The organism is Tardiphaga sp. GW821-FHT12E02 (assembly GCF_058807155.1).
In genome coordinates, this window is record NZ_JBXAQK010000001.1 from 4,658,419 (window position 1) to 4,678,170 (window position 19,752).

Annotated in this window: 15 protein-coding genes; 5 read left to right on the top strand and 10 right to left on the bottom strand. The window is 61.8% G+C overall.

Features of this window, described 5'->3' with window-relative positions; genetic code table 11:
- Positions 1-138: 138 nt before the first annotated feature.
- Positions 139-1,302, bottom strand: a complete 1,164-nt coding sequence (locus AC1RQ5_RS22180) for a M20 aminoacylase family protein (protein WP_493201812.1) — start codon at positions 1,300-1,302, stop codon at positions 139-141.
- A 168-nt stretch (positions 1,303-1,470) separates the two neighbouring features.
- Between AC1RQ5_RS22180 and AC1RQ5_RS22185 the strand changes: the two genes are divergently transcribed.
- On the top strand, positions 1,471-3,087 hold the full coding sequence (locus tag AC1RQ5_RS22185) for a GMC family oxidoreductase (RefSeq protein ID WP_493201814.1): 1,617 nt from the start codon (positions 1,471-1,473) through the stop codon (positions 3,085-3,087).
- Between the two features lie 144 nt (positions 3,088-3,231).
- Here AC1RQ5_RS22185 and hpnO read toward each other — a convergent pair whose 3' ends face one another.
- The gene (gene hpnO, locus AC1RQ5_RS22190) at positions 3,232-4,623 is read right to left on the bottom strand and encodes an aminobacteriohopanetriol synthase HpnO (RefSeq protein WP_398481345.1); all 1,392 of its coding nucleotides are present in this window, start codon (positions 4,621-4,623) and stop codon (positions 3,232-3,234) included.
- 130 nt (positions 4,624-4,753) lie between these two features.
- Here hpnO and AC1RQ5_RS22195 point away from each other — a divergent pair, with 130 nt between their 5' ends.
- Positions 4,754-5,461, top strand: a complete 708-nt coding sequence (locus AC1RQ5_RS22195; protein ID WP_398481347.1) for a DUF2147 domain-containing protein — start codon at positions 4,754-4,756, stop codon at positions 5,459-5,461.
- Positions 5,462-5,513: 52 nt separating this feature from the next.
- Here the strand turns inward: AC1RQ5_RS22195 and hpnN are convergent, their stop codons facing one another.
- Entirely contained in the window at positions 5,514-8,102 is a 2,589-nt protein-coding gene (gene hpnN, locus AC1RQ5_RS22200) for a hopanoid transporter HpnN (protein WP_493201816.1), read from the bottom strand.
- A gap of 437 nt (positions 8,103-8,539) precedes the next feature.
- On the opposite strand from hpnN, the gene ispH reads away from it, so the two are divergent.
- Together ispH and hpnH are read left to right on the top strand one after the other, a co-directional pair.
- Positions 8,540-9,487, top strand: a complete 948-nt coding sequence (gene ispH, locus AC1RQ5_RS22205; protein WP_493201818.1) for a 4-hydroxy-3-methylbut-2-enyl diphosphate reductase — start codon at positions 8,540-8,542, stop codon at positions 9,485-9,487.
- 40 nt (positions 9,488-9,527) lie between these two features.
- Positions 9,528-10,715, top strand: coding sequence for an adenosyl-hopene transferase HpnH (hpnH, locus tag AC1RQ5_RS22210; RefSeq protein ID WP_398481354.1), 1,188 nt, complete (start codon positions 9,528-9,530; stop codon positions 10,713-10,715).
- Between the two features lie 270 nt (positions 10,716-10,985).
- Here hpnH and AC1RQ5_RS22215 read toward each other — a convergent pair whose 3' ends face one another.
- The 6 genes from AC1RQ5_RS22215 to AC1RQ5_RS22240 form a co-directional block, all read right to left on the bottom strand.
- On the bottom strand, positions 10,986-11,720 hold the full coding sequence (locus tag AC1RQ5_RS22215) for a phosphorylase (RefSeq protein ID WP_398481356.1): 735 nt from the start codon (positions 11,718-11,720) through the stop codon (positions 10,986-10,988).
- Positions 11,717-13,678: a squalene--hopene cyclase gene (shc, locus tag AC1RQ5_RS22220; protein WP_493201820.1), complete on the bottom strand. Its 1,962-nt coding sequence runs from the start codon at positions 13,676-13,678 to the stop codon at positions 11,717-11,719. Before shc ends, AC1RQ5_RS22215 begins: the two co-directional genes overlap by 4 nt.
- Positions 13,679-13,738: 60 nt before the next feature.
- The gene (hpnE, locus tag AC1RQ5_RS22225; RefSeq protein WP_398481361.1) at positions 13,739-14,989 is read right to left on the bottom strand and encodes a hydroxysqualene dehydroxylase HpnE; all 1,251 of its coding nucleotides are present in this window, start codon (positions 14,987-14,989) and stop codon (positions 13,739-13,741) included.
- Positions 14,989-15,822, bottom strand: coding sequence for a presqualene diphosphate synthase HpnD (gene hpnD, locus AC1RQ5_RS22230; RefSeq protein WP_493201822.1), 834 nt, complete (start codon positions 15,820-15,822; stop codon positions 14,989-14,991). Before hpnD ends, hpnE begins: the two co-directional genes overlap by 1 nt.
- 5 nt (positions 15,823-15,827) lie before the next feature.
- Positions 15,828-16,706: a squalene synthase HpnC gene (gene hpnC, locus AC1RQ5_RS22235; RefSeq protein ID WP_398481366.1), complete on the bottom strand. Its 879-nt coding sequence runs from the start codon at positions 16,704-16,706 to the stop codon at positions 15,828-15,830.
- 218 nt (positions 16,707-16,924) lie between these two features.
- The gene (locus AC1RQ5_RS22240) at positions 16,925-17,170 is read right to left on the bottom strand and encodes a hypothetical protein (protein ID WP_398481368.1); all 246 of its coding nucleotides are present in this window, start codon (positions 17,168-17,170) and stop codon (positions 16,925-16,927) included.
- A 421-nt stretch (positions 17,171-17,591) separates the two neighbouring features.
- Here AC1RQ5_RS22240 and AC1RQ5_RS22245 point away from each other — a divergent pair, with 421 nt between their 5' ends.
- Entirely contained in the window at positions 17,592-18,092 is a 501-nt protein-coding gene (locus tag AC1RQ5_RS22245; protein ID WP_398481370.1) for a hypothetical protein, read from the top strand.
- Positions 18,093-18,238: 146 nt separating this feature from the next.
- On the opposite strand, the gene AC1RQ5_RS22250 is transcribed toward AC1RQ5_RS22245, so the two are convergent.
- Positions 18,239-19,750 carry an amidohydrolase family protein gene (locus tag AC1RQ5_RS22250; RefSeq protein WP_493201825.1) on the bottom strand — a complete coding sequence of 504 codons (1,512 nt, stop codon included), beginning with the start codon at positions 19,748-19,750 and terminating at the stop codon, positions 18,239-18,241.
- Positions 19,751-19,752: the final 2 nt, after the last annotated feature.

Genomic DNA, 19,752 nt, shown 5'->3' on the forward strand with positions numbered 1-19,752 from the left:
ACTCCGTGTCGTCCCCGCGAAAGCGGGGACCCATAGCCTCCGACGATGTCGCGACGCTATGGCAGAGCCACATCCGTCGCGTACCCCCTATGACGACAGCGTGTATGGGTACCCGCCTTCGCGGGGACGACAACCGAGCTACGCCGCCAGCGACGTCTCTACCAGCTTCACCCAATAGGATGAGCCATAGACGATGGCATCATCGTTGAAGTTGTAAGCAGGGTGATGCAGGCCGGCGCTGTCGCCATTGCCCATGAAGATGAAAGCGCCAGGGCGCGCCTCCAGCATATAGGCGAAGTCCTCGGCGCCCATCACCGGCTCCATGTCGGTGGCGACATTGGCAACGCCGCCGACATCTCCAGCAATCTTCGCCGCGAGCTTCGTTTCCTCGGGATGATTGACGACGACGGGATAACCGCGATCGTAATTCAGCGCGATCCGCGCCCCTGTCTGCAATGCGATGCCGGCGCAAACCTCGTTCATGCGCTTCTCGACGAGATCACGAACTTCCTTCCGCAACGTGCGCACCGTGCCGCGCAGTTCAGCGCTTGCCGGAATGACGTTGCTGGCATGGCCGGCATGGAATTCGCAGATCGAGATGACGGCGGAATCCAGCGGGCTCACTGTGCGTGACACGATCGACTGGAACGCCACGATGAGCTGCGAGCCGGCCAGTACTGGATCGATGGTCTTGTGCGGATAAGCGGCGTGACCGCCGACACCTTCGATGGTGATCGAGATGCGATCCATCGCCGCCATGATCGGGCCGGTCCGCATCGAGAAGGAGCCGATCGGCGCCCCCGGATTGTTGTGCATGCCATAGACCGTCTGGATGCCGAAGCGATCCATCAATCCGTCCTTGATCATCGCATCGGCGCCCGCACCGCCCTCTTCGGCCGGCTGGAAGATGACGACCGCATCGCCGGCGAAATCGCGGGTCTCGGCGAGATATTGCGCAGCGCCAAGCAGCATCGAGGTGTGGCCGTCATGGCCGCACGCATGCATCTTGCCCGGCACTTTTGATGCGTAAGGCAGATTGGTCTGTTCTTCGATCGGCAGCGCGTCCATGTCAGCGCGCAGACCGATGACACTGCCCTTGCCCTTCTTGCCCTTGATGACCCCGACAACGCCGGTGCGGCCGATGCCCTCGACCACTTCATCGCAACCGAACGCCTTCAGCTTCTCCGCCACGAAGGCCGCGGTGCGGTGCACATCGTAGAGCAGCTCCGGATGCTGATGCAGGTCGCGGCGCCAGGCCGTGATCTCGGGCTGCAATTCGGCGATGCGGTCAATGATCGACATAGGTCAACTCGCTGGCAATGAAATCTGCTGGCCTTAGCCTAGCACGCGACGTGCCAACTGCCCAAGCCGGCAGGCCCTCCCCGTCATGCGATGGTCGTCTGTACATCGCTGAATTCGCCCGCTAGAGCGTCATCATACGGCAATAAACCGGGACGATGGCGGGGAACGATGACGCGGCTCGAAGGCGACTTTGACTACATCGTGGTGGGTGCAGGCACCGCAGGTTGCATCGTCGCCAATCGTCTCTCGGCCGATTCGACCAAGCGCGTGCTGCTGCTGGAAGCCGGAGGCCGGGACAACTGGATATGGTTTCACATCCCGGTCGGATACCTCTTCGCCATCGGCAATCCCCGCTCCGACTGGATGTTTCGCACCGAGCCCGAGCCCGGGCTGAACGGCCGATCGCTGGCCTATCCGCGCGGCAAGGTGATCGGCGGCTCGTCCGCCATCAATGCGATGATCTCGATGCGCGGCCAGGCGGCCGACTACGATCACTGGCGCCAGCTCGGCCTGACCGGCTGGGGCTATGACGATGTGCTGAAATCCTTCCTCAAGCTGGAAGATCACTTCCTTGGCGCGAGCGAGCATCACGGCGTCGGCGGCGGCTGGCGCATCGAGGCGCCGCGATTGTCATGGGACGTGCTCGACGCCGTCGCCGATGCGGCGTCGGAAATGGGCATTCGCCGCACCGACGATTTCAACACCGGCGACAATGAAGGTATCGGATATTTTCACGTTAATCAGAAGCGCGGACGGCGATGGTCTTCCGCGCGCGGCTTTCTCAAGCCGGTGCTGAACCGTCCCAATCTGCGGCTCGAAACCGGTGTGCTTGTTGATCGCCTGATCGTCGAGAACGGCCGCGCCGTGGGCGTACGTTTCAGGCAGAACGGTCAAGACATCGAAGCGCGCAGCAAAGGCGAAGTCGTGCTGTGCGCGGGCGCTGTCGGCTCACCGCATCTGCTGCAGCGCTCGGGCATCGGCCCGGCTGAATGGCTCGCTGATGCAGGCGTAGACCTCGTGCTCGACAAGCCTGGCGTCGGCCGCAATCTGCAGGACCATCTGCAACAGCGCGCGATCTACAAGGTCTCCGGCGTGCGTACGCTGAATGAGACCTACTACAACCTGTTCCGCCGCGGCTGGATGGGTATCGACTACGCGCTGCGCCGCCGCGGCCCGCTCACCATGGCGCCATCACAGCTTGGCATCTTCACGCGTTCTGACGAGGATCGCGAGCGCGCCAACATCCAGTTTCATGTGCAGCCGCTGTCGCTCGACAAATTCGGCGATCCCCTGCACCGCTTTCCCGCGATCACCGTCAGCGCCTGCAACCTGCGGCCGACCTCGCGTGGTGAGATCAAGCTGCGCTCTGGCAACGCTGATGAGGCGCCGTCGATCGCGCCGCATTATCTCTCGACGGACGAGGATCGGCAGGTTGCAGCAGATGCGATCCGGGTAACGCGCAGGCTGATGAAGCAGAAGGCTTTGAGTGCCTATCATCCGGAAGAGTATCTGCCCGGCCCATCGGTGGGCGACGACGCGGAATCGCTGGCGAGAGCGGCGGGCGACATTGGCACCACGATCTTCCATCCGGTTGGCACTGCGAAGATGGGCACCGCATCGGATCCAACTGCAGTGGTCGACGAGCGCCTGCGTTTCCATGGCATCGCCGGCCTGCGCATCGTCGATGCATCGGTGATGCCGACGATCACGTCGGGCAATACCAATACACCGACAGCGATGATCGCGGAAAAAGGTGCGTCGATGATTGTCGCGGACGGGAAGTAGCCCTCACCACACTCAGCCCTCATCCTGAGGCGCGCGCACGCGCGCGCGTCTCGAAGGATGGCGGCCCGCCCAGGCAATCATCCTTCGAGACGCCGCGCTTTGCGCGGCTCCTCAGGATGAGGGCGGAGTTTTGGGGAGCAAAAACTAAGCCGATTTCCGCACGGCGTTATCGACCAGCGTCTTGCCGAGCGACCAGATCGCGCCGGGCACCTTGTGGCTGTCGGCGATCACCGTGCGGAACGAGTCCGTGATCCACCTGGTGTCGTCCTCGTTCACCGTCAGCGGCGGCAACAGCTTGATGGTGTGGCTGCCGTGGCCGGAGACCTGGGTCAGGATCTTCTGATCCTTGAACAGCGGCACGGTGATCAGCTGGCAGAACAGGCCCTTGCTGGCCGATTCGAGGATGTTCCACGAGGCTTTCAGGCGCAGCGATTTCGGCGGGCCGAATTCGACGCCGATCATGAGACCCTTGCCGCGCACTTCCTTCAGCAGCTCGAATTCCGGAATCATGTTCTGCAGCGCGAGCCGGATCTCGGCACCGCGCTTGGCGGCGTTCTCGACCAGCTTCTCGTGCTTCATGATCTCGAGCGTGGCGATACCGGCCGCCATTGCGAGATCATTCTTGCCGAAGGTCGAGCCATGGACCAGCGAGCGATCCATGCGGTTGAAGATCTTGTCGAAGATCGCCTTGCGTGTGAGCAGCGCACCGACCGGCACGTGACCACCGGACAGCGCCTTGGCGAGCAGAATCATGTCCGGTTCGATGTTCCAGTGCTCGATGGCCAAGAACTTACCGGTGCGGCCGAGGCCGGTCTGGATCTCGTCGGCGATGAACAGCGTGCCGTATTTCCGGCACAGCGCCAGCGCGCCAGACAGGAATTCGTCGGAGGGCAGATTGACGCCCTTGCCCTGGATCGGCTCGATGATGAAACCGGCGACCTGCTTCGACGACAGCACCTTTTCGAGTGCTTCGAGATCGTTGAACGGAACGACCGAGCAGCCCTGCAGCAGCGGGCCGAAGCCGGAGCGGAAATTGGTGTCGTCGGTCAGCGACAATGCGCCATAAGTCAGGCCGTGATAGGCATGGTCGCAATAGACGATGTCGTTGCGGCCAGTGGCGTTACGCGCGAACTTGATCGCTGCCTCGACGGTCTCGGCGCCTGAATTGGCGTAAAACACCTTGTCCATATAGGGAACGTGTTCGAGCAGCTTCTCGGAGAGAATACCGGCGAGGGTCGAGACGTCCATCTGCACCAGATTGGGCAGATCCGCATCCAGCACCGATTTTAGCGCATCCCGCATCACCGGATGATTGCGGCCAATCGCAAAAACGCCAAATCCGCTCAGTAGATCCAGATAACGGGCGCCTTCCCGATCGAACAGATACTGACCGGTGCCCTTCTGGAAGCCAACGTCATATCCGATGGTCTTGAGGACGCGGACCATTTGCTCGTTAAGGTGGCGCGTATGCATCGAGCTACGCTGCGCCTCCCTTTCGACAAACATCTCGGAAACATCTAGATTCGGATATACCATGATTTACATACGTCGGTTGATGGTCGCTTCGTCAACTGAAAACCGTAAATGCGGCGATTTGACTTCTCACGCACTCTCTGTGGTCGAGAAACCGGTCGTCGCGAAACGCTACTTAAGCATAGGTCTGAACATGTTGCAGCGCCCCCGCATTCCTACGCGCCATCTTACATATTGTGGAATCGTTATTTCGGCAGGCTTGTTTTCAGCAGGTCTGACTCCCGCATTTGCAGCTGATCCGACCGGCGACTGGAAGGTCGAGGACGGCATCGCCCATATCCGTGTTGCCGAATGCGGTGGCAGCATGTGGGGCGCCGTCGCCTGGGAGAAGATCCCTGGCGGCACCGACAAGAACAATCCCGATGCATCGAAGAAAGCCCGGCCAACGCTCACCATGGCCACGCTGATCGATATGAAGCCCAACGCCGCCAAGGACAAGTGGTCGGGTCAGGTCTACAACGCCAAGGATGGCAAGTTCTACAAATCGACCATCAAGCTCGGCGATACAACCGACGAGCTTGAGATCGAAGGTTGTGTGCTCGGCTTCCTCTGCGGTGGCCAGACCTGGACCCGAGTCGGCCCGTCGATCCCGTCGAGCCCGTCCAATGCGAACGCAAAGAATGTCGTCGCGTCTGGAGCGAAGGGTGCGCCAGCCGGTGGCAAGATGGCGCCTGCACCTGCTCCCGGCAGCAACACGATGGCCAAGACTGCCCCTGCTCCAACCACGGGCGCCAAGGCACCGGCCGGTCAGAAGGCTGCCGCACCGGCTGCCGGCGCGCAGGCATCCGCCGATATCGGCGATATCTGCCTGCTGCCGGAGATCAACAAGGTGACGCACTAGTCGTCGACACAGCCCATCAGCAAAAAGGCGCCCTGCGGGGCGCCTTTTTTATTTACTTGCCGTCTTCGCGGGGCTTGCCCATCAGCGCCGGCTGGAACAGCAACACGGCCGCCAGCGTGACCACGAAGGACATTGCTAGCAGCTTGCCCATGCTCGCGGTGCCCGGATGATTGGACAGCCACAGGCTACCGAAGGCTGTTGCCGTCGCCAGTGCGCTGAAGAAGATCGCGCGGGTGAGCGATGACTGCAGCAGGTTCTTATGGCCGGCGCGCCAGGCCACCACATAGTAGATCTTGAACGCCACGCCGACGCCCAGCAGCAGCGGCAGCGCGATGATATTGGCGAAGTTCAGCGGCAGTCCGATCAATACGCATATTTCCAGCGTCACCGCGCCCGCCACCAGCAACGGCACGATGGTCAGCAAGACGTCGGTAAAGCGACGCAACGCCAGCCATAGCAGCAGCGAGATCGAGATCAGCGCCCAGAAGCCGGCGTGAATGAAGGCGGTGACGATGGTGTCACCCGACTTCAAAATCGAGACCGGACCACCGACCGCAAGCGGCTCCGACTTCAAGACAGCATCTGCGAACTTGCGTAGCGTGTCGTTGTCATTGGGATCGCCATTCGGCTGCGCCTCGACGCGAATCTGGCCATCCTTGGTCTTCCACGAATTCACCAGTTCGGGCGGCAGATTGTCGAGCGTGACAGGCGCCGCCTGCATCAGGTTGCGGAGCTGCGCCAGCGCGATCTTGAGCGGAACGACGAAGGTCGCCTGCACCTGATTGCGGACCGGCTCGCTTGCATCAGCCGTTTTTGAGAGCGCGTCGGCAAGTCGTTTTGCAGCGACTGCACCGGGGCTTGTCTGCGTACCCGCCAGCTTGCGCAGGCTGGCAGCGGAATCCTTCAGTGCAGTGACATTCTCGGCATCGGTCGGCGCCTGGTCGACCGACTCAGGATTGAGCGCCGGCTCCAGCACCTTGGCACCGGCCTGGATCGCAGCAAGCTTGGCCTGCTGATCCTCCGGCACGAAGCTCGACAGCGAGATGGTGCGTGCGACTTCCGGCACCTTCGACAGGCGCTCTTCGATCAGCTTCGCGCCCGCTTCATTGGGCGCCATGATATTGACGGCGTTGGCGCCCGTGTTGGGATCGCGGCGCAGATCGAGGAAGGTTGCGATCGACTCGACATTCGGATTGCGCAGATTGATCGGGTTGAAGTCGAAACGCAGATGATACAGCAGCGGCAGGCCGGCAATGGTCAGCGCCAGCGTGCCACCGATGATCCAGAACCGCTTCTCTTCGAGGAAGCGATCGAGCGGCGCCAGGAATCCATAACCGACCGGCTCCTTCTCGCCCGCGGGATTGAACAGATCGAGCAGCGCCGGCAGCATCGTGATGCTGGTGAGGAATGCGATCACCATGCCGAGGCCAGCGATCTTGCCGAGTTCCGACACGCCCTTGTAGTCGGTCGGCAGGAACGACAGGAAACCGGCGGCGGTGCCGAAGGCCGCGAGCGAAATCGGCACGGCGCAATATCGTGCGGCCCTGTCGAGCGCGTCGCGGAGGTCGTCGTGCTTGTAGCGCTCGGAGCGGTACCGCACGCTGAACTGGATGCCGAAATCGACGCCAAGCCCGATGAAGAGAACCGCGAAAGCGATCGACAGCAGATTCAGCGAGCCCACCATCATCAGGCCGAGCGCCGTCGTGAGGGCAAGGCCGACGAAGAGGTTGATGAACACGGCGCCGATGATCTTGGCTGAGTGCAGCGCCATCCAGAGGATGAGCAGCACGGCGACGACGGTGCCGACGCCATGCAGCACCGCGCCGTCCTGCACGGTCGAGAATTCTTCATTGGCGATCGGTACCGGGCCGGTCAAACGCACGCGCGCGCCATATTCGCCTGCGATGTTCAGGTCTACCGCAGCCTGGCGGATCGCATCGGTGGCGTTCTTGCCGGGCTCCAATGCGGTGAAGTCGAGCACAGGCTTCGCTTCGATGAATGCGCGCTTGTCGGAATCCGTCAGCGGCTTGTCGCTGACAAGGCCGCGCCAAGAGAACGAGCCCTTCCCGTTTTTGAGAACGTCTTCGATCGTGCCGGCAACGGTATTGAAAGTGCCGGCCGCGCTGTCGAGCTGCAGCTGGCCGCGGCGGATGCCGGTCAGGCCGGTTTCGAGCGCACCGGTCAGGCCGCGAATGCTGGGATCGCCCGCCATGATTTCGAGCAGTGGTGCCGCCTGCTGAAACTGGGCGGTCATGCCCTGCACTTCCTTGGTCGGCAGGAACAGCAGGCCATTCTTCTCGAAGAACGCGCCGCCATCGAGACGACGAACCGAATCGAAATCCTTCTTGTTCGGCGCGAGCTTATTCTCCAGCGCATTCGCGGCAGCGTTGGCGAATTCCGGCGTCGGCGCCTCGACCACCGCGATGATCAGGCGCTCCTGATCGAACGCCTTGTCGAACGCCATGTCACGCTGGCGCCAGTCGAGATTCGGCGAGATCAGCTTGTTGATGTCGGTATTGATCGAGAAATTCTGGGCGGTGTAGTAGGCGGACCCGATCGACAGCAGCACACCGACGATGACGGTTGCCAGCGCAAACCGGGTGCAAAAATTCACGATCGAGACGACTAGTCTTGTCAGCACGCGTTATCTTTCTATCTGGACGAGGCTCGCAATGAATGCGGCGCGCTTCGGTGGGTTCCGCAAACGGTGATTTCGTAGCCGAGGGAGTGCGCTATCGGCAACGTGACCTGATGGCACAAAACGCAAGGTGGAACTTGAAGAAGACCGTGCTCGTCCTGTTAACGATGCCCATGCGCCGGGTAAAGTGACGAACTGTTGAGATTTCGCAGCATTCTTTGGCCTAAATCCGAGACATCGTAAAGGTTTAGACCTTAACCCGCCCCGGAAAACCACGTTCCCGCCGCGGGATCGCCCAGTGAGTGATTTTTGTCACACCGGACGGCTCAAATACCTAGCCGGACTGGATATGTCGCTGATTATGGTACACATTTATCGTTTGTCAGATCTGGATTTGTCAGACTTTGACTTCTCAGACTTGGAAATGGATTTCGTAGCCCGTGCTTGATCGCCCCCGTCCCCTTGAAATCTACCTGGCCCAGCCTCGCGGATTTTGTGCAGGCGTGGTCCGGGCCATCGAGATCGTGGAGCGGGCGCTCGAGCGCTACGGCGCGCCGGTCTATGTCCGCCACGAGATCGTGCACAACAAGCATGTGGTCGAGACCCTGAGGGCCAAGGGCGCCATCTTCGTCGAGGAACTCTCCGAAGTGCCTGACGGCGCCATGACGGTGTTCAGCGCCCATGGCGTGGCCCGCAGCGTTGAGGAAGAAGCCGAAGAGCGTGGATTGCCGGTGCTGGACGCCACCTGCCCGCTCGTCGCCAAGGTCCATAACCAGGGTCGACGCTATGTCGCCAAGGGCCGGACCGTGATTCTGATCGGCCACGCCGGCCATCCCGAAGTCGATGGTACCCTGGGACAGGTTCCAGGTCCCATCCATATCGTCCAGAGCATCGCCGATGTCGCGGCGCTGACGGTTCCCATGGATGAACCGGTCGCCTACATCACCCAGACGACCCTCAGCGTAGATGACACACGCGACATCATTTCCGCGTTACACGCAAGATTTAGCGATATTCAGGGTCCAGACACCCGCGATATCTGCTATGCGACACAAAACCGCCAATCTGCGGTAAGAGACCTCAGCCGGCTCGTGGACGTGATCCTGGTCGTGGGGGCGGCCAACAGTTCCAACTCCAACCGCCTCCGAGAGATCGGGACCGAGGTTGGTGTCGCGAGCTACCTCATCGCCGATGGCAGCGAGTTGAACCCGGAATGGATTCGGGGCGCGCGGACTGTCGGCATTACGGCTGGTGCTTCGGCGCCGGAAGTGCTTGTAGACGACGTGATTGAAACCTTGCGGCGCATCGGACCGGTCTCGGTGTCGGTACTGCCGGGACTCGAAGAGACGATTGAATTTCGACTGCCCGCTGAACTGACCGCGGTTTGATCCACCTTCTTCACTGAAGATGCCCAGAGAGAAAATTGTAATGGCAATTCCGTTCTTCAAAGAAATCAAAATCGGCGGCTATCTGATGAAGCAGAAGCTGCTGGGCCGGAAGCGCTATCCGCTCGTGCTGATGCTCGAGCCGCTGTTCCGCTGCAACCTCGCCTGCGTCGGCTGTGGCAAGATCGATTATCCCAATGCAATCCTGAATCGCCGCATGAGCGCGCAGGAATGCTGGGACGCCGCCGACGAATGCGGCGCGCCGATGGTTGCGATCCCGGGCGGCGAACCGCTGATCCACAAGGAAATCGGCGAGATCGTGCGCGGCCTGGTGGAGCGCAAGAAGTTCGTCTCGCTCTGCACCAACGCACTGCTGCTGGAGAAGAAGCTCGACCTCTTCACGCCGTCGCCCTACCTGTTCTTCTCGGTGCATCTCGATGGTCTCAAGGACCATCATGACAAGGCCGTGTCGCAGGAAGGCGTGTTCGACAAGGCCGTCGCCGCGATCAAGGCTGCCAAGGACCGCGGCTTCTCGGTCAACGTCAATGCGACCATTTTCGACGGTCATGCGGCCGAGGACATCGCCAAGTTCCTCGACTACACCGTGGAGCTCGGCGTCGGCGTCTCGATGTCGCCCGGTTACGCCTATGAGCGTGCGCCGGATCAGGAGCACTTCCTGAACCGCACCAAGACCAAGAAGCTGTTCCGCGACGTCTTTGCCCTCGGCAAGGGCAAGAAGTGGAACATCATGCATTCCGGCCTGTTCCTCGACTTCCTCGCCGGCAACCAGGAATACGAGTGCAAGCCATGGGGCATGCCTGCCCGCAACATCTTTGGCTGGCAGAAGCCCTGCTACCTGCTCGGTGAAGGTTATACGCAGACCTTCAAGGAGCTGATGGACACCACCGATTGGGACACCTACGGCACCGGCAAGTACGAGAAGTGCGCCGACTGTATGGCCCATTGCGGTTACGAGCCAACCGCGGCCGATGCAGCGCTCAGCAATCCGCTGAAGGCCATGTGGGTGGCGATCCGCGGCGTGAAGACCTCGGGCCCGATGGCGCCTGAGCTCGACCTCAGCAAGCAGCGCCCGGCGCAGTATGTGTTCTCGTCGGAAGTGCAGAAGCGCCTCTCGGACATCCGCAAGGAAGAAGCCGCCGCAGCAGCCGAGAAGGCCGCAGCGAAGGCAGCCAAGGCGGAAGCCGCCGCATCGGCTTCGACCGCCGCGTAAGGCGATTACATCCAGATAGCAAAAAGGGCGCGATGCAGATCGCGCCCTTTTTTGTTGTAACGTGACGTTCGTAGGATGGGTTGAGCGTAGCGAAAACCCATGCTGTCCGTCGACCGTGACAGGCTCCGCCGATGGGTTGTCGCGCCGGCCTTTGGCCGCCGCTCAACCCATCCTACGGCCGCACGCTCGGAGCCAAGCCAGCTCATGGTTCGAGACGCGCGCAAATGCGCGCTCCTCACCATGAGGGACGGAGATCGTGCGGGACGGAGATTAAGCTTCGACCTGTGCCAGCCCGATGCGGCTCAGCAGAAAGCTGCGGCAATCCTTCAGGCTGCGCAGGGCGCGGTTGAAGTCGCGGCCGGTGGAGACCAGCGCCCGGATCACCAGCGGGTTGCGCGCAATACCGCGCAGCACCTTGCCGAGATCGACATCGCCATTCGGCTTGATCGCGGTGGTCGCGATTTCGGGAAGCGCACGGGTGGCGGGATCGCTGACGACGCGAAGTGCCGCGAAAGGCAGCCCGGCGAGTGCCGCGAATTCCGCGGCGATGTGGCTTTCCATATCGACGGCCGAGGCGCCGAATTCCGAGCGCAGCGCAGCCTTGCCAGCCTGCCCCGTGACAACCTTCTCGACGCCGACCAGACCGCCGCGCACGACCGTCTGATTGCCGACGCCCGAGCCTGCCAACAGTTCAGCGCTGAGCTGTTCGGAGGCCGCCCAGACCTGGCCGGCTGCGACCACTTCCGTGGCCAGAACGACGGTGCCCGTCTTGAGCACGGGATCGAGGCCACCGGCGACGCCGAAGGAGATCACGCCGCGGATGCTAAGAGGATCGATATCGGCGAGCAGGCTGCGAAGCTGAACCGGATCGCTGGAGGAACAGATGACCGTCATCCCCGGCCCGGCAGCGATCTTCGCTTCCTGGACCAGTCCCGTCACGATCAATACCGGCCGCGGGTCCACCGAAGTGGCCGTTGCCGCAATGCCCCCAGTCGCCAAAATCACATTCCGACTCCGACCGTCCTGCTGTTGGTGCTCTGCAAATTCCGGAACCGCGCCAACGCCCAGAGCGGGAAGAATTTCGAGTAGCCATGATATCGCAGATAAAACACGCGCGGGAAGCCGGTGGCGGTGTATCGGGCCTCGTCCCACAGTCCTTTTTCGTTCTGTGTGGCCATTAGGTATCGCATTCCGCGCTCCACCGCCGGATTATCGGCCTCGCCTGCTGCCATGAGTGCAAGCAAGGCCCATGCCGATTGCGACGATGTGGACGGAGCAGCCTCGAATCCCTGGTAGTCGAGACGGTAACTGACGGCATCCTCGCCCCAACCGCCGTCCTCATTCTGGATCGAATACAGCCAGGCCACCGCCTTGCGCATCGCCGGGTCCTGATGGGGCACGCCGACCATATTCAGGGCACAGAGGACCGACCAGGTTCCATAGATGTAATTGAGGCCCCAGCGGCCATACCAGGATCCCTCGGCGAGCTGGGTGCGGCGAAGATACTCCACGGCATCGGCCAGCGGCTTCGAGGTCTGAACGGTATCGCCCAGTTGCGCCAGCATCGAGACGCAGCGTGCGGTCACGTCCTCGGTCGGCGGATCGAGCAGCGCACCATGATCCGAGAACGGGATATTGTTGAGGAAGTCGTGATTGTTATCGACGTCGAAGGCCGCGAAGCCGCCGTCGCTGCTCTGCATGCCAAGGATCCACTCCTTGCCGCGATCGATGGCGTGGTCATAGTCCTTGGACCCAGTCTGCCGGCGCGCGCGGTCCATCGCCATCATCACGACGGCGGTGTCGTCGAGATCGGGATAATGCGCGTTGTTGTACTGGAAGGCCCAGCCACCCGGTCGCAGGTCCGGACGGTTCTCCGCCCAGTCGCCCTTCACTTCCAATTCCTGCCGCGGCACCAGCCAGTCGAGTCCGCGCTCGGCTTGCGCAAACGCATCTTCGCCGCCGGCTTCCAGCATGGCATGCGCGGTCAGCGCGGTGTCCCATACCGGCGAGACGCAAGGCTGGCAATAGGCTTCGTGATCCTTGACGACGAGCAGCTTGTCGATGCCACGACGCTGGATCGCACGTTTCGGATAGTCCTCGGGATAGCCAAGGACGTCGTAGATCATGACAGCATTGGCCATCGGCGGGAAAATGGCGCCGATGCCATCCTCGCCATTCAGGCGCTCCTCGAAGAAAGCGGTCGCCTTGTCGATGGCGCTCTGGCGAAACTTTTTCGGAAAGTAAGGTTCGGCAAAGCGCAACAGCTTGTCGATGCCGGTGAAGAACGCGAACCATGCGCGGTTCTGATGCGGCGCGCGCGCCAGCGTGCCGATCGAGCGCGGATCCTGCAGGAACAGCTCGTCGATACCGACGCCCTTCGGATTCTTGGCGCGCGCCTTCTTGGCCGCCAAGACGAGCAGGGTCACGACGGTGGTGCGCGCCCAATAGGACATCTTGTTGAGGTGGAACGGAAACCACTTCGGCAGATGCATGATCTCCACCGGCAGCATCGGAACGCTGCGCCAGCTGGTCACGCCGAACGTGGCGAGCAGAAAACGCGTGAACACATTGGCGTTGATCGCGCCGCCGCGCTCCAGCGCCGCCTCGCGCGCACGCTTCATATGCGGCGCGTCGATGTCATCGCCGATCATCTTCAGCGCAAAATAAGCCTTCACCGTCGCGCTCATGTCGAACGGACCGTCCTGCACCAGCGGCCAGCCGCCGTGTTCGCCCTGGATGCGGCGCAGATAATTGGCAATCTTGCCTTCGAGTTCGGCATCGACGGGCTCGGCGAGGAAGTGCCGCATCAGCACATATTCGGCCGGAATCGTGGCATCGGCTTCGAGCTCGAACACCCAGTGGCCGTCGCTCTGCTGGAAGTCCAGCAGGCTCTTCTTGGCCGATGCGATGCTGCTCTCCAGCTTCGCGTTGTCGATGGTGAGTTCGGAAGTGGTCGATGACATGATGTTTGCTTGATCTCCGTACGTGTCGTGACACTTGGGGTGCCTGAACCGCGCTTTGGTTCAGACCTTTCCGAGTGCCATGTCGGCGGCGCGATCGCCGGAGCGGATCGAGCCTTCGATGGTGGCGGGCAGACCGGTATCGGTCCAGTCGCCAGCCAGGAACAGGTTCTTGAAATCGGTCCGCGTGCCGGCACGCAATGCATTCTGCGCCGGTGTGGCGGCAAAGGTGGCGCGGCGCTCACGCACGATCTGCCAGGCCGGCAACGGCGCCTGGATGTTCGAGATCTTGCAGATCTCGTCCCAGATCTGCTGCGCGAATTCCTCGCGCGGCACGTTCACGAAGCGGTCGGCATTGCTGATGGTGATCGACAGGCGATTATGGAAGGCGAACAGCCATTCCACGACACCACCGACGACGCCGATGATCGGTGCGTGACCGGCCGGCGGCACATAATTGAAATGCGCATTGACGATGGCGCGCATTTCCGTCGGCGTCTTCACGCCGGGCAGCAGGTTCTTCGCCGACCAGGCAGGCACGGCCATGATGACGACGTCATCGGCGCCCAGCGCGATCACATCGCCTTCGCCGAATTTCAGTTCGCTGATGCGCTCGCCGGCCATGGTGAAGCTGCGCAGCTCGTGGCCGAAATGAACGCCCGCGCCCTTCTTGCGCAGCAATTCGATCGCCGGCTCGACCAGCACGTCGCTGAGGCCGGAGCGCGCGATCAGCGGACGGCATGCCTGCCCGCCCGCCAGCAGCGTCTCGCGCACGATGGCACCGGCAAGACCGGCCGAGCCTTCCGGCGGATCAACATTGAGCGCAGCCAGCAGCAGCGGCTGCACAAGGCGATCATAGAGCACGCCTTCGCATTTGATGGTGTCGCCGACGAGCTTGTCATTGCCGGCCCAGATCAGCGGCGTCAGCGCGAAGTAATCGCCGACCGACGTATCGGGCACGCGGCGCGACGCATCGAACAGCCAGGTCGGAATGCGGCCATCGCCGAGATCGAGCTGCCAGTGCTTGCCGGTCTTCACATCGGCAAAAGCGAATTGCGCACGCGCCGGGCCGACCAGTCCCGCTTCGGTGCCGATCGACTTTGCGTAGTTGATGACGTGGCTGTTGCCTGACAGGACAAGGTGATTGCCGTTGTCGATGGTGAGGCCGGTCTGCGCATCGAAATAGGAGCGGCAGCGGCCACCGGCCTGCTGGGTCGCTTCATGCACATGGACCTGATAGCCGGCATTGTTCAGCCGGATCGCAGCGGCCAGGCCGGACACGCCGGCGCCGATGATATGAGCGGTTTTGGACATCAGATGATCGCGTATCGCAGCAGGATCGCTATCTTGGAGGCCTTGCCGAGACGAACGGGATCGCGCGGCAAAGCGAAGCCGCGTTTCACCAGCAATTCCAGGATGGCGTGGTAGTATTTCGACATGATCCGCGGCGCGCGGACGCTGCGGCGCTTGTTGCGGGCCATGATCTTGTCGGACTCTTTGAAGTGGTCCTGCGCGCGGCGCACCAGCGGTGCGGCAACCTTCGGCAGCGCCTTCTCCTTGATCACCACCTGCGGATCGCTGGAAGTGATACCGGCATGGAAGAGCAGCTCGCGTGGCAGATAGAGACGGCCGAGCGTGGCGTCCTCATCGATGTCGCGCAGGATATTTGTGATCTGCAGCGCGCGGCCAAGATGATGGGCGAGCAACACGCCATCTGCATCGGGCATGCCGAACACCTTGACCGACAGGCGGCCGACGGCGCTGGCCACGCGATCGCAATAGAGATCGAAGGTCGCTTCATCGGGCGCACGGATATCGGCAGGGATATCCATCTCCATGCCATCGATGACGGCGAGATAGTCTTCCTTCAGCATGCCGAAGCGCTTGATCGGCTCGACATAATCGCGCACCCGCGGCGGCGGATTGCCGGCATAGAGCGCCTCGATATCCTCGCGCCACTGCTGCATCTGGCTCAGGCGAAGGTCACGCGCCTCGTGAGAGTCGGCGATGTCGTCGACCTGACGGCAGAAGCTGTAGATCTGGAACATGGCATCGCGCTGCTCGCGCGGCAGGATGCGCATCGCCGAATAGAACGACGAGCTGGCGGCGACGCCCTGGACTTCGCTGGGTTCGGTTTGGGTGGTCATCTGATTCATTTGCCTGCCGCCGGGCGCGAGATCGGCGCGGACGTGGTCGCGCGACGCCACAGGCAGCCCGCCATGGCGGCGAGCGCATAGCCGGCCATGCTGCCTTTGGAGAGATGCACCTTCTCGCTCAGCGGATCGCGCACCCGCAGCAGTTTCGAAATTTCCCAGGCGAATTTCTCGATCACCGCGATATTGCAGGCAAAGCGGGTGTCCGCCATGTGCACCGTCAGGCTGTCGCCTTCGTGCAGCAGCGCCTCGTTGCGCGCCACGAGATCGCGCAGACACGCCAGCAATTCCGGCGACGATTTTGGCTTGTCGAGCGCTTCGACGCTGACGCCATGTCGCTGCATGATGTCCTGCGGCAGATACACGCGGTCGAGCTCGCGGTAATCCTTGGCGCAATCCTGCAGGTGATTGTTGATCTGCAGCGCCGCGCAGATGGCATCCGACGCGGGCCATGTCGCTTTGTCCTCGCCATGCACTTCCAGCATGAAGCGACCAACGGGCATCGCCGAGAATGAACAGTAATGGATCAGCTCGTCCCAATCCGCATAGCGCAGCTTGGTGACGTCCATCCGGAACGCGGTGAGCAGATCGAGCGCATGGCGCGGCGGCATGCCGCGCTCGGCAAAGGCCTCACGCAGCGTGTTGGCTTCAGCCTGCTCGTCGTGTTCGCCGAGCAAACCCGTTTCCAGCTCATCCAGCATGGTCAGCTTGGTCGAGGCATCCAGCAGCGGATGATCGGCGATATCGTCGGCGGTGCGGACGAAATTGTAGAACGCCAGAATCAGCGCCCGGTGGCGCTTGTGGATGATCCAGGACGCGACCGGAAAATTCTCGTCGCGATCGGTCTTGCCAGATCGCAGCTCGCTCGCAGGGGTCATCAATCTCGGCTTCGTTCAATCAAGACGGGGGTGAAACGGAGGGGCTGTCACGGTCCTAAAATACCGGCAGGCGGACGCCTCTCGGCCCCATATAGGCCAAATCGGCCAACAAAACCAATGCCAATATGGCACCTCGGCTGCGGCCAAAGCCGCGCCGGACTACTCATGAAACAGGCCTGCGGTACCGACCACAGGCCTGACGTCGTGCGCTTTGACGCTTACTGGCCGTGGCTGACCAGCACGTCGTTGCAGGCCTTGCTGATCTTGGGACGATTTTCCTTCAGGCAGGACAGAATCACCAGATCGCCCTGATCCATCACGGTGCGGCACAGCTTCTGCACATCGCGCGAGCAAGCCTTCTGCTCAGCCTCGGTGCCGCTGCGGCCTTGGGTTTGCTGCTGGGCCAATGCGCCGGTCGAGGCAGATACGGCAATCACGGTCAAAGCCAGGAAAATTTTACGCATTGTCGTCCTTCAATTGAGCAAGCGAGAGTCAGCCCGCTGGGTGCATAGCATAATCAGTAACGATCGCACCTGAAGAGCGATCCCGATCGACGGCGATTTCCTCACATTCATGGCGAGGGATGCATGCGAGACACAGGCCGCAAGCCGGTTAACCCGTAAAATGCGGCCAAAGGTTGCACCTGCCGCGCGGGCCATACCGGACGGACACGAATGCGTCATATGGCGCAAAGGTCAGTCCCGGACCAGTTGCGCCGAGCAAAACGGAACCCAATGTTCAACCGGAACCGTTTCGGCTAGCGTCAATGTCACGATTGCTGCTCATTGCCGAATTGAACCTGTTCCAACCGCCGCGACACTTACGTCCGAAGCGTCGCGGCACCCTGTTGCCGGCGCGGTGCCAAACTTTTCGGGGATACCAAACATGACGATTTCTTCTGCCAAGCTGCTCGGTCACGCCCTCAAGGCTGCTGGCGCTGGCGCGATTCTGATGCTGTCGGTTTCGGCGAGCCACGCCCAATCTGCCCCTTTTGCCGGTTTTGACGGCAACTGGAGCGGCACCGGCACCGTGACCATGTCCGACGGCTCCTCGGAGAAGATTCGCTGCCGCGCCAGCTACAAAGTGGGTGGCGGCGGAAATGCGCTCGAACAGAGCCTGCGCTGCGCCAGCGACAGCTACAAATTCGACCTCGCCAGCAATGTGAAGAGCGACGGCAGCAACGTTTCCGGCAGCTGGAGCGAAGCGAGCCGCAACGTCTATGGCAACCTGAACGGCAAGGCCGGCGGCGGCCAGATCGATGTCTTCGTCGAAGCAGCAGGCTTTGCGGCGAACATCACGCTGACGACGAAGGGCAACAAGCAGAACGTCTCGATCTCGTCCAAGGGCGAGATTCGCGGCGTCAATATCAGCATGACCAAAGGCTGATCGCACTCACACTGTCATCACCCGCGAAAGCGGGTGATCCAGTACACGCAGGCGGCGGAGACGGCCCGCGATGCCCGTGTATACTGGATCGCCCGGTCAAGCCGGGCGACGACATCGGTGGAAGTGGCTTCCGGCCGAACGACTCGTCAGCCCTCCACCTCATCGCAGAGGTAACGATTGATCTGGTAGGGACGCGCTGCCAGCCCCGGGCAGAACGATGCGACCACGGGCTCCAGGCGATCGAACAGACCGCGCCATTCGGCATTGAGCGCCTCGAGCCGCTCGCGCGCCGCCTCCGCCTCGCGGGCGAGTTTGGCAAGATCCATTGTCAGCAAGCGGCCATCGCGCACCACGAAGGTGCCGCCGATCATGACATGGCGCACCGATGTCGCGTCCTCGGAATGAACCAGCTGGTTGACGGTCCAGTTATGCGGGATCCAGTTGATGGCGTGCAGGCTTACAAAAACGATATCTGCCTTGTAGCCCGGCGCCAGCGCGCCGGCTTTGTCGAGGCCGAGCGTTCGCGCTGAACCCGCGGTCGCTGCATGATAGATTTCTTCGACGGCCGCCCATTTACGAGGATCCGGCCCCTGCACTTTCGACGCCATCGATGCATAGCGCATCGCCTCATACATGTTCTGGTTATCCGAACAATTCGCCCCGTCGGTACCGATCCCGACATTGACGCCGAGATCGAGCGCGCGCCGCATCCGGAACAGGCCATTGCCCAATCGCATATTGCTGCCGGCGTTATGCGCCAGCGATGCCCCGCGATCAGCCATCAGCCGGAAGTCGTCGTCGTCCAGCCAGACCGCGTGGGCTGCGGAAAATTTTTCGTTGATCAGCCCGAGCGCGTCGAGATGCGCCACGAGCGTCTTGCCGTAGCGTTCCTTGCCGACCACGGCCTGCACCTTGCTTTCGCCGACATGGCTCTGCATCGGAATGTTGTAGTCGCGGGCCAGCTTGGCGCAGCCGCACATGAAGCTGTCGCTGCAATGGGCAGGAATCGTCGGTGCCACCGCCGGACGAATGTCATGCGCCGACCACTTCCAGCGCTCCAGGATCGATCCGATCGCCGCGATGGTGCGATCGCCGGGTCCAAGACGCAGTCGATCAACCTGCTGCTGAAGATCGTCCGGAAGGGCGTCACGCAGGCCTGGAATGGCTTCATAGAAGCTGTGATCTGCGACCATCGGCGCAAGCACGGCACGCATGCCCACTTCGGCATAGGCTTCCGCGACAGCATCCATGCCATCGATGCTCGGCGCCGGATATTCGTAATACAGGTCATAGGCTGCCGTGCAGCCCTTCAACACCATTTCAGCGGCACAGATCTGCGTTGTGAGTTTCTTATCCTGAAGTGACCGGCTGCCGCTGATCCAGGGCGCAGCAGCCAAAAGCACTTCCAGTGTCCAGCGGTCACCCTGCCCGCGACCGAGGCCGCCATGGCCATGGGTGTGAGCATTGATCAGGCCGGCATGAACGAGCATGCCGGACGCATCGACGATCTCCGCACCATCCGGCGCGGCAAGGTTGGGACCAATCTCGGCGATGATGCCGTCCTTGATCAGAATATCCCCTGTCGTTCCGCGGCGAACACCGGCATCGGCGATGACGGCATCGCGGACCAGCACATATCCCGGGTGATTTTTTGCCATTG

Bases quoted from the DNA above. Each gene is read 5' to 3' on its own strand.
- AC1RQ5_RS22180 (WP_493201812.1), bottom strand. From the start codon at position 1,302: ATGTCGATCATTGACCGCATCGCCGAATTGCAGCCCGAGATCACGGCC.
- AC1RQ5_RS22185 (WP_493201814.1), top strand. From the start codon at position 1,471: ATGACGCGGCTCGAAGGCGACTTTGACTACATCGTGGTGGGTGCAGGC.
- hpnO (WP_398481345.1), bottom strand. From the start codon at position 4,623: ATGGTATATCCGAATCTAGATGTTTCCGAGATGTTTGTCGAAAGGGAG.
- AC1RQ5_RS22195 (WP_398481347.1), top strand. From the start codon at position 4,754: ATGTTGCAGCGCCCCCGCATTCCTACGCGCCATCTTACATATTGTGGA.
- hpnH (WP_398481354.1), top strand. From the start codon at position 9,528: ATGGCAATTCCGTTCTTCAAAGAAATCAAAATCGGCGGCTATCTGATG.
- shc (WP_493201820.1), bottom strand. From the start codon at position 13,678: ATGTCATCGACCACTTCCGAACTCACCATCGACAACGCGAAGCTGGAG.
- hpnE (WP_398481361.1), bottom strand. From the start codon at position 14,989: ATGTCCAAAACCGCTCATATCATCGGCGCCGGCGTGTCCGGCCTGGCC.
- hpnD (WP_493201822.1), bottom strand. From the start codon at position 15,822: ATGACCACCCAAACCGAACCCAGCGAAGTCCAGGGCGTCGCCGCCAGC.
- hpnC (WP_398481366.1), bottom strand. From the start codon at position 16,706: ATGACCCCTGCGAGCGAGCTGCGATCTGGCAAGACCGATCGCGACGAG.
- AC1RQ5_RS22240 (WP_398481368.1), bottom strand. From the start codon at position 17,170: ATGCGTAAAATTTTCCTGGCTTTGACCGTGATTGCCGTATCTGCCTCG.
- AC1RQ5_RS22245 (WP_398481370.1), top strand. From the start codon at position 17,592: ATGACGATTTCTTCTGCCAAGCTGCTCGGTCACGCCCTCAAGGCTGCT.
- AC1RQ5_RS22250 (WP_493201825.1), bottom strand. From the start codon at position 19,750: ATGGCAAAAAATCACCCGGGATATGTGCTGGTCCGCGATGCCGTCATC.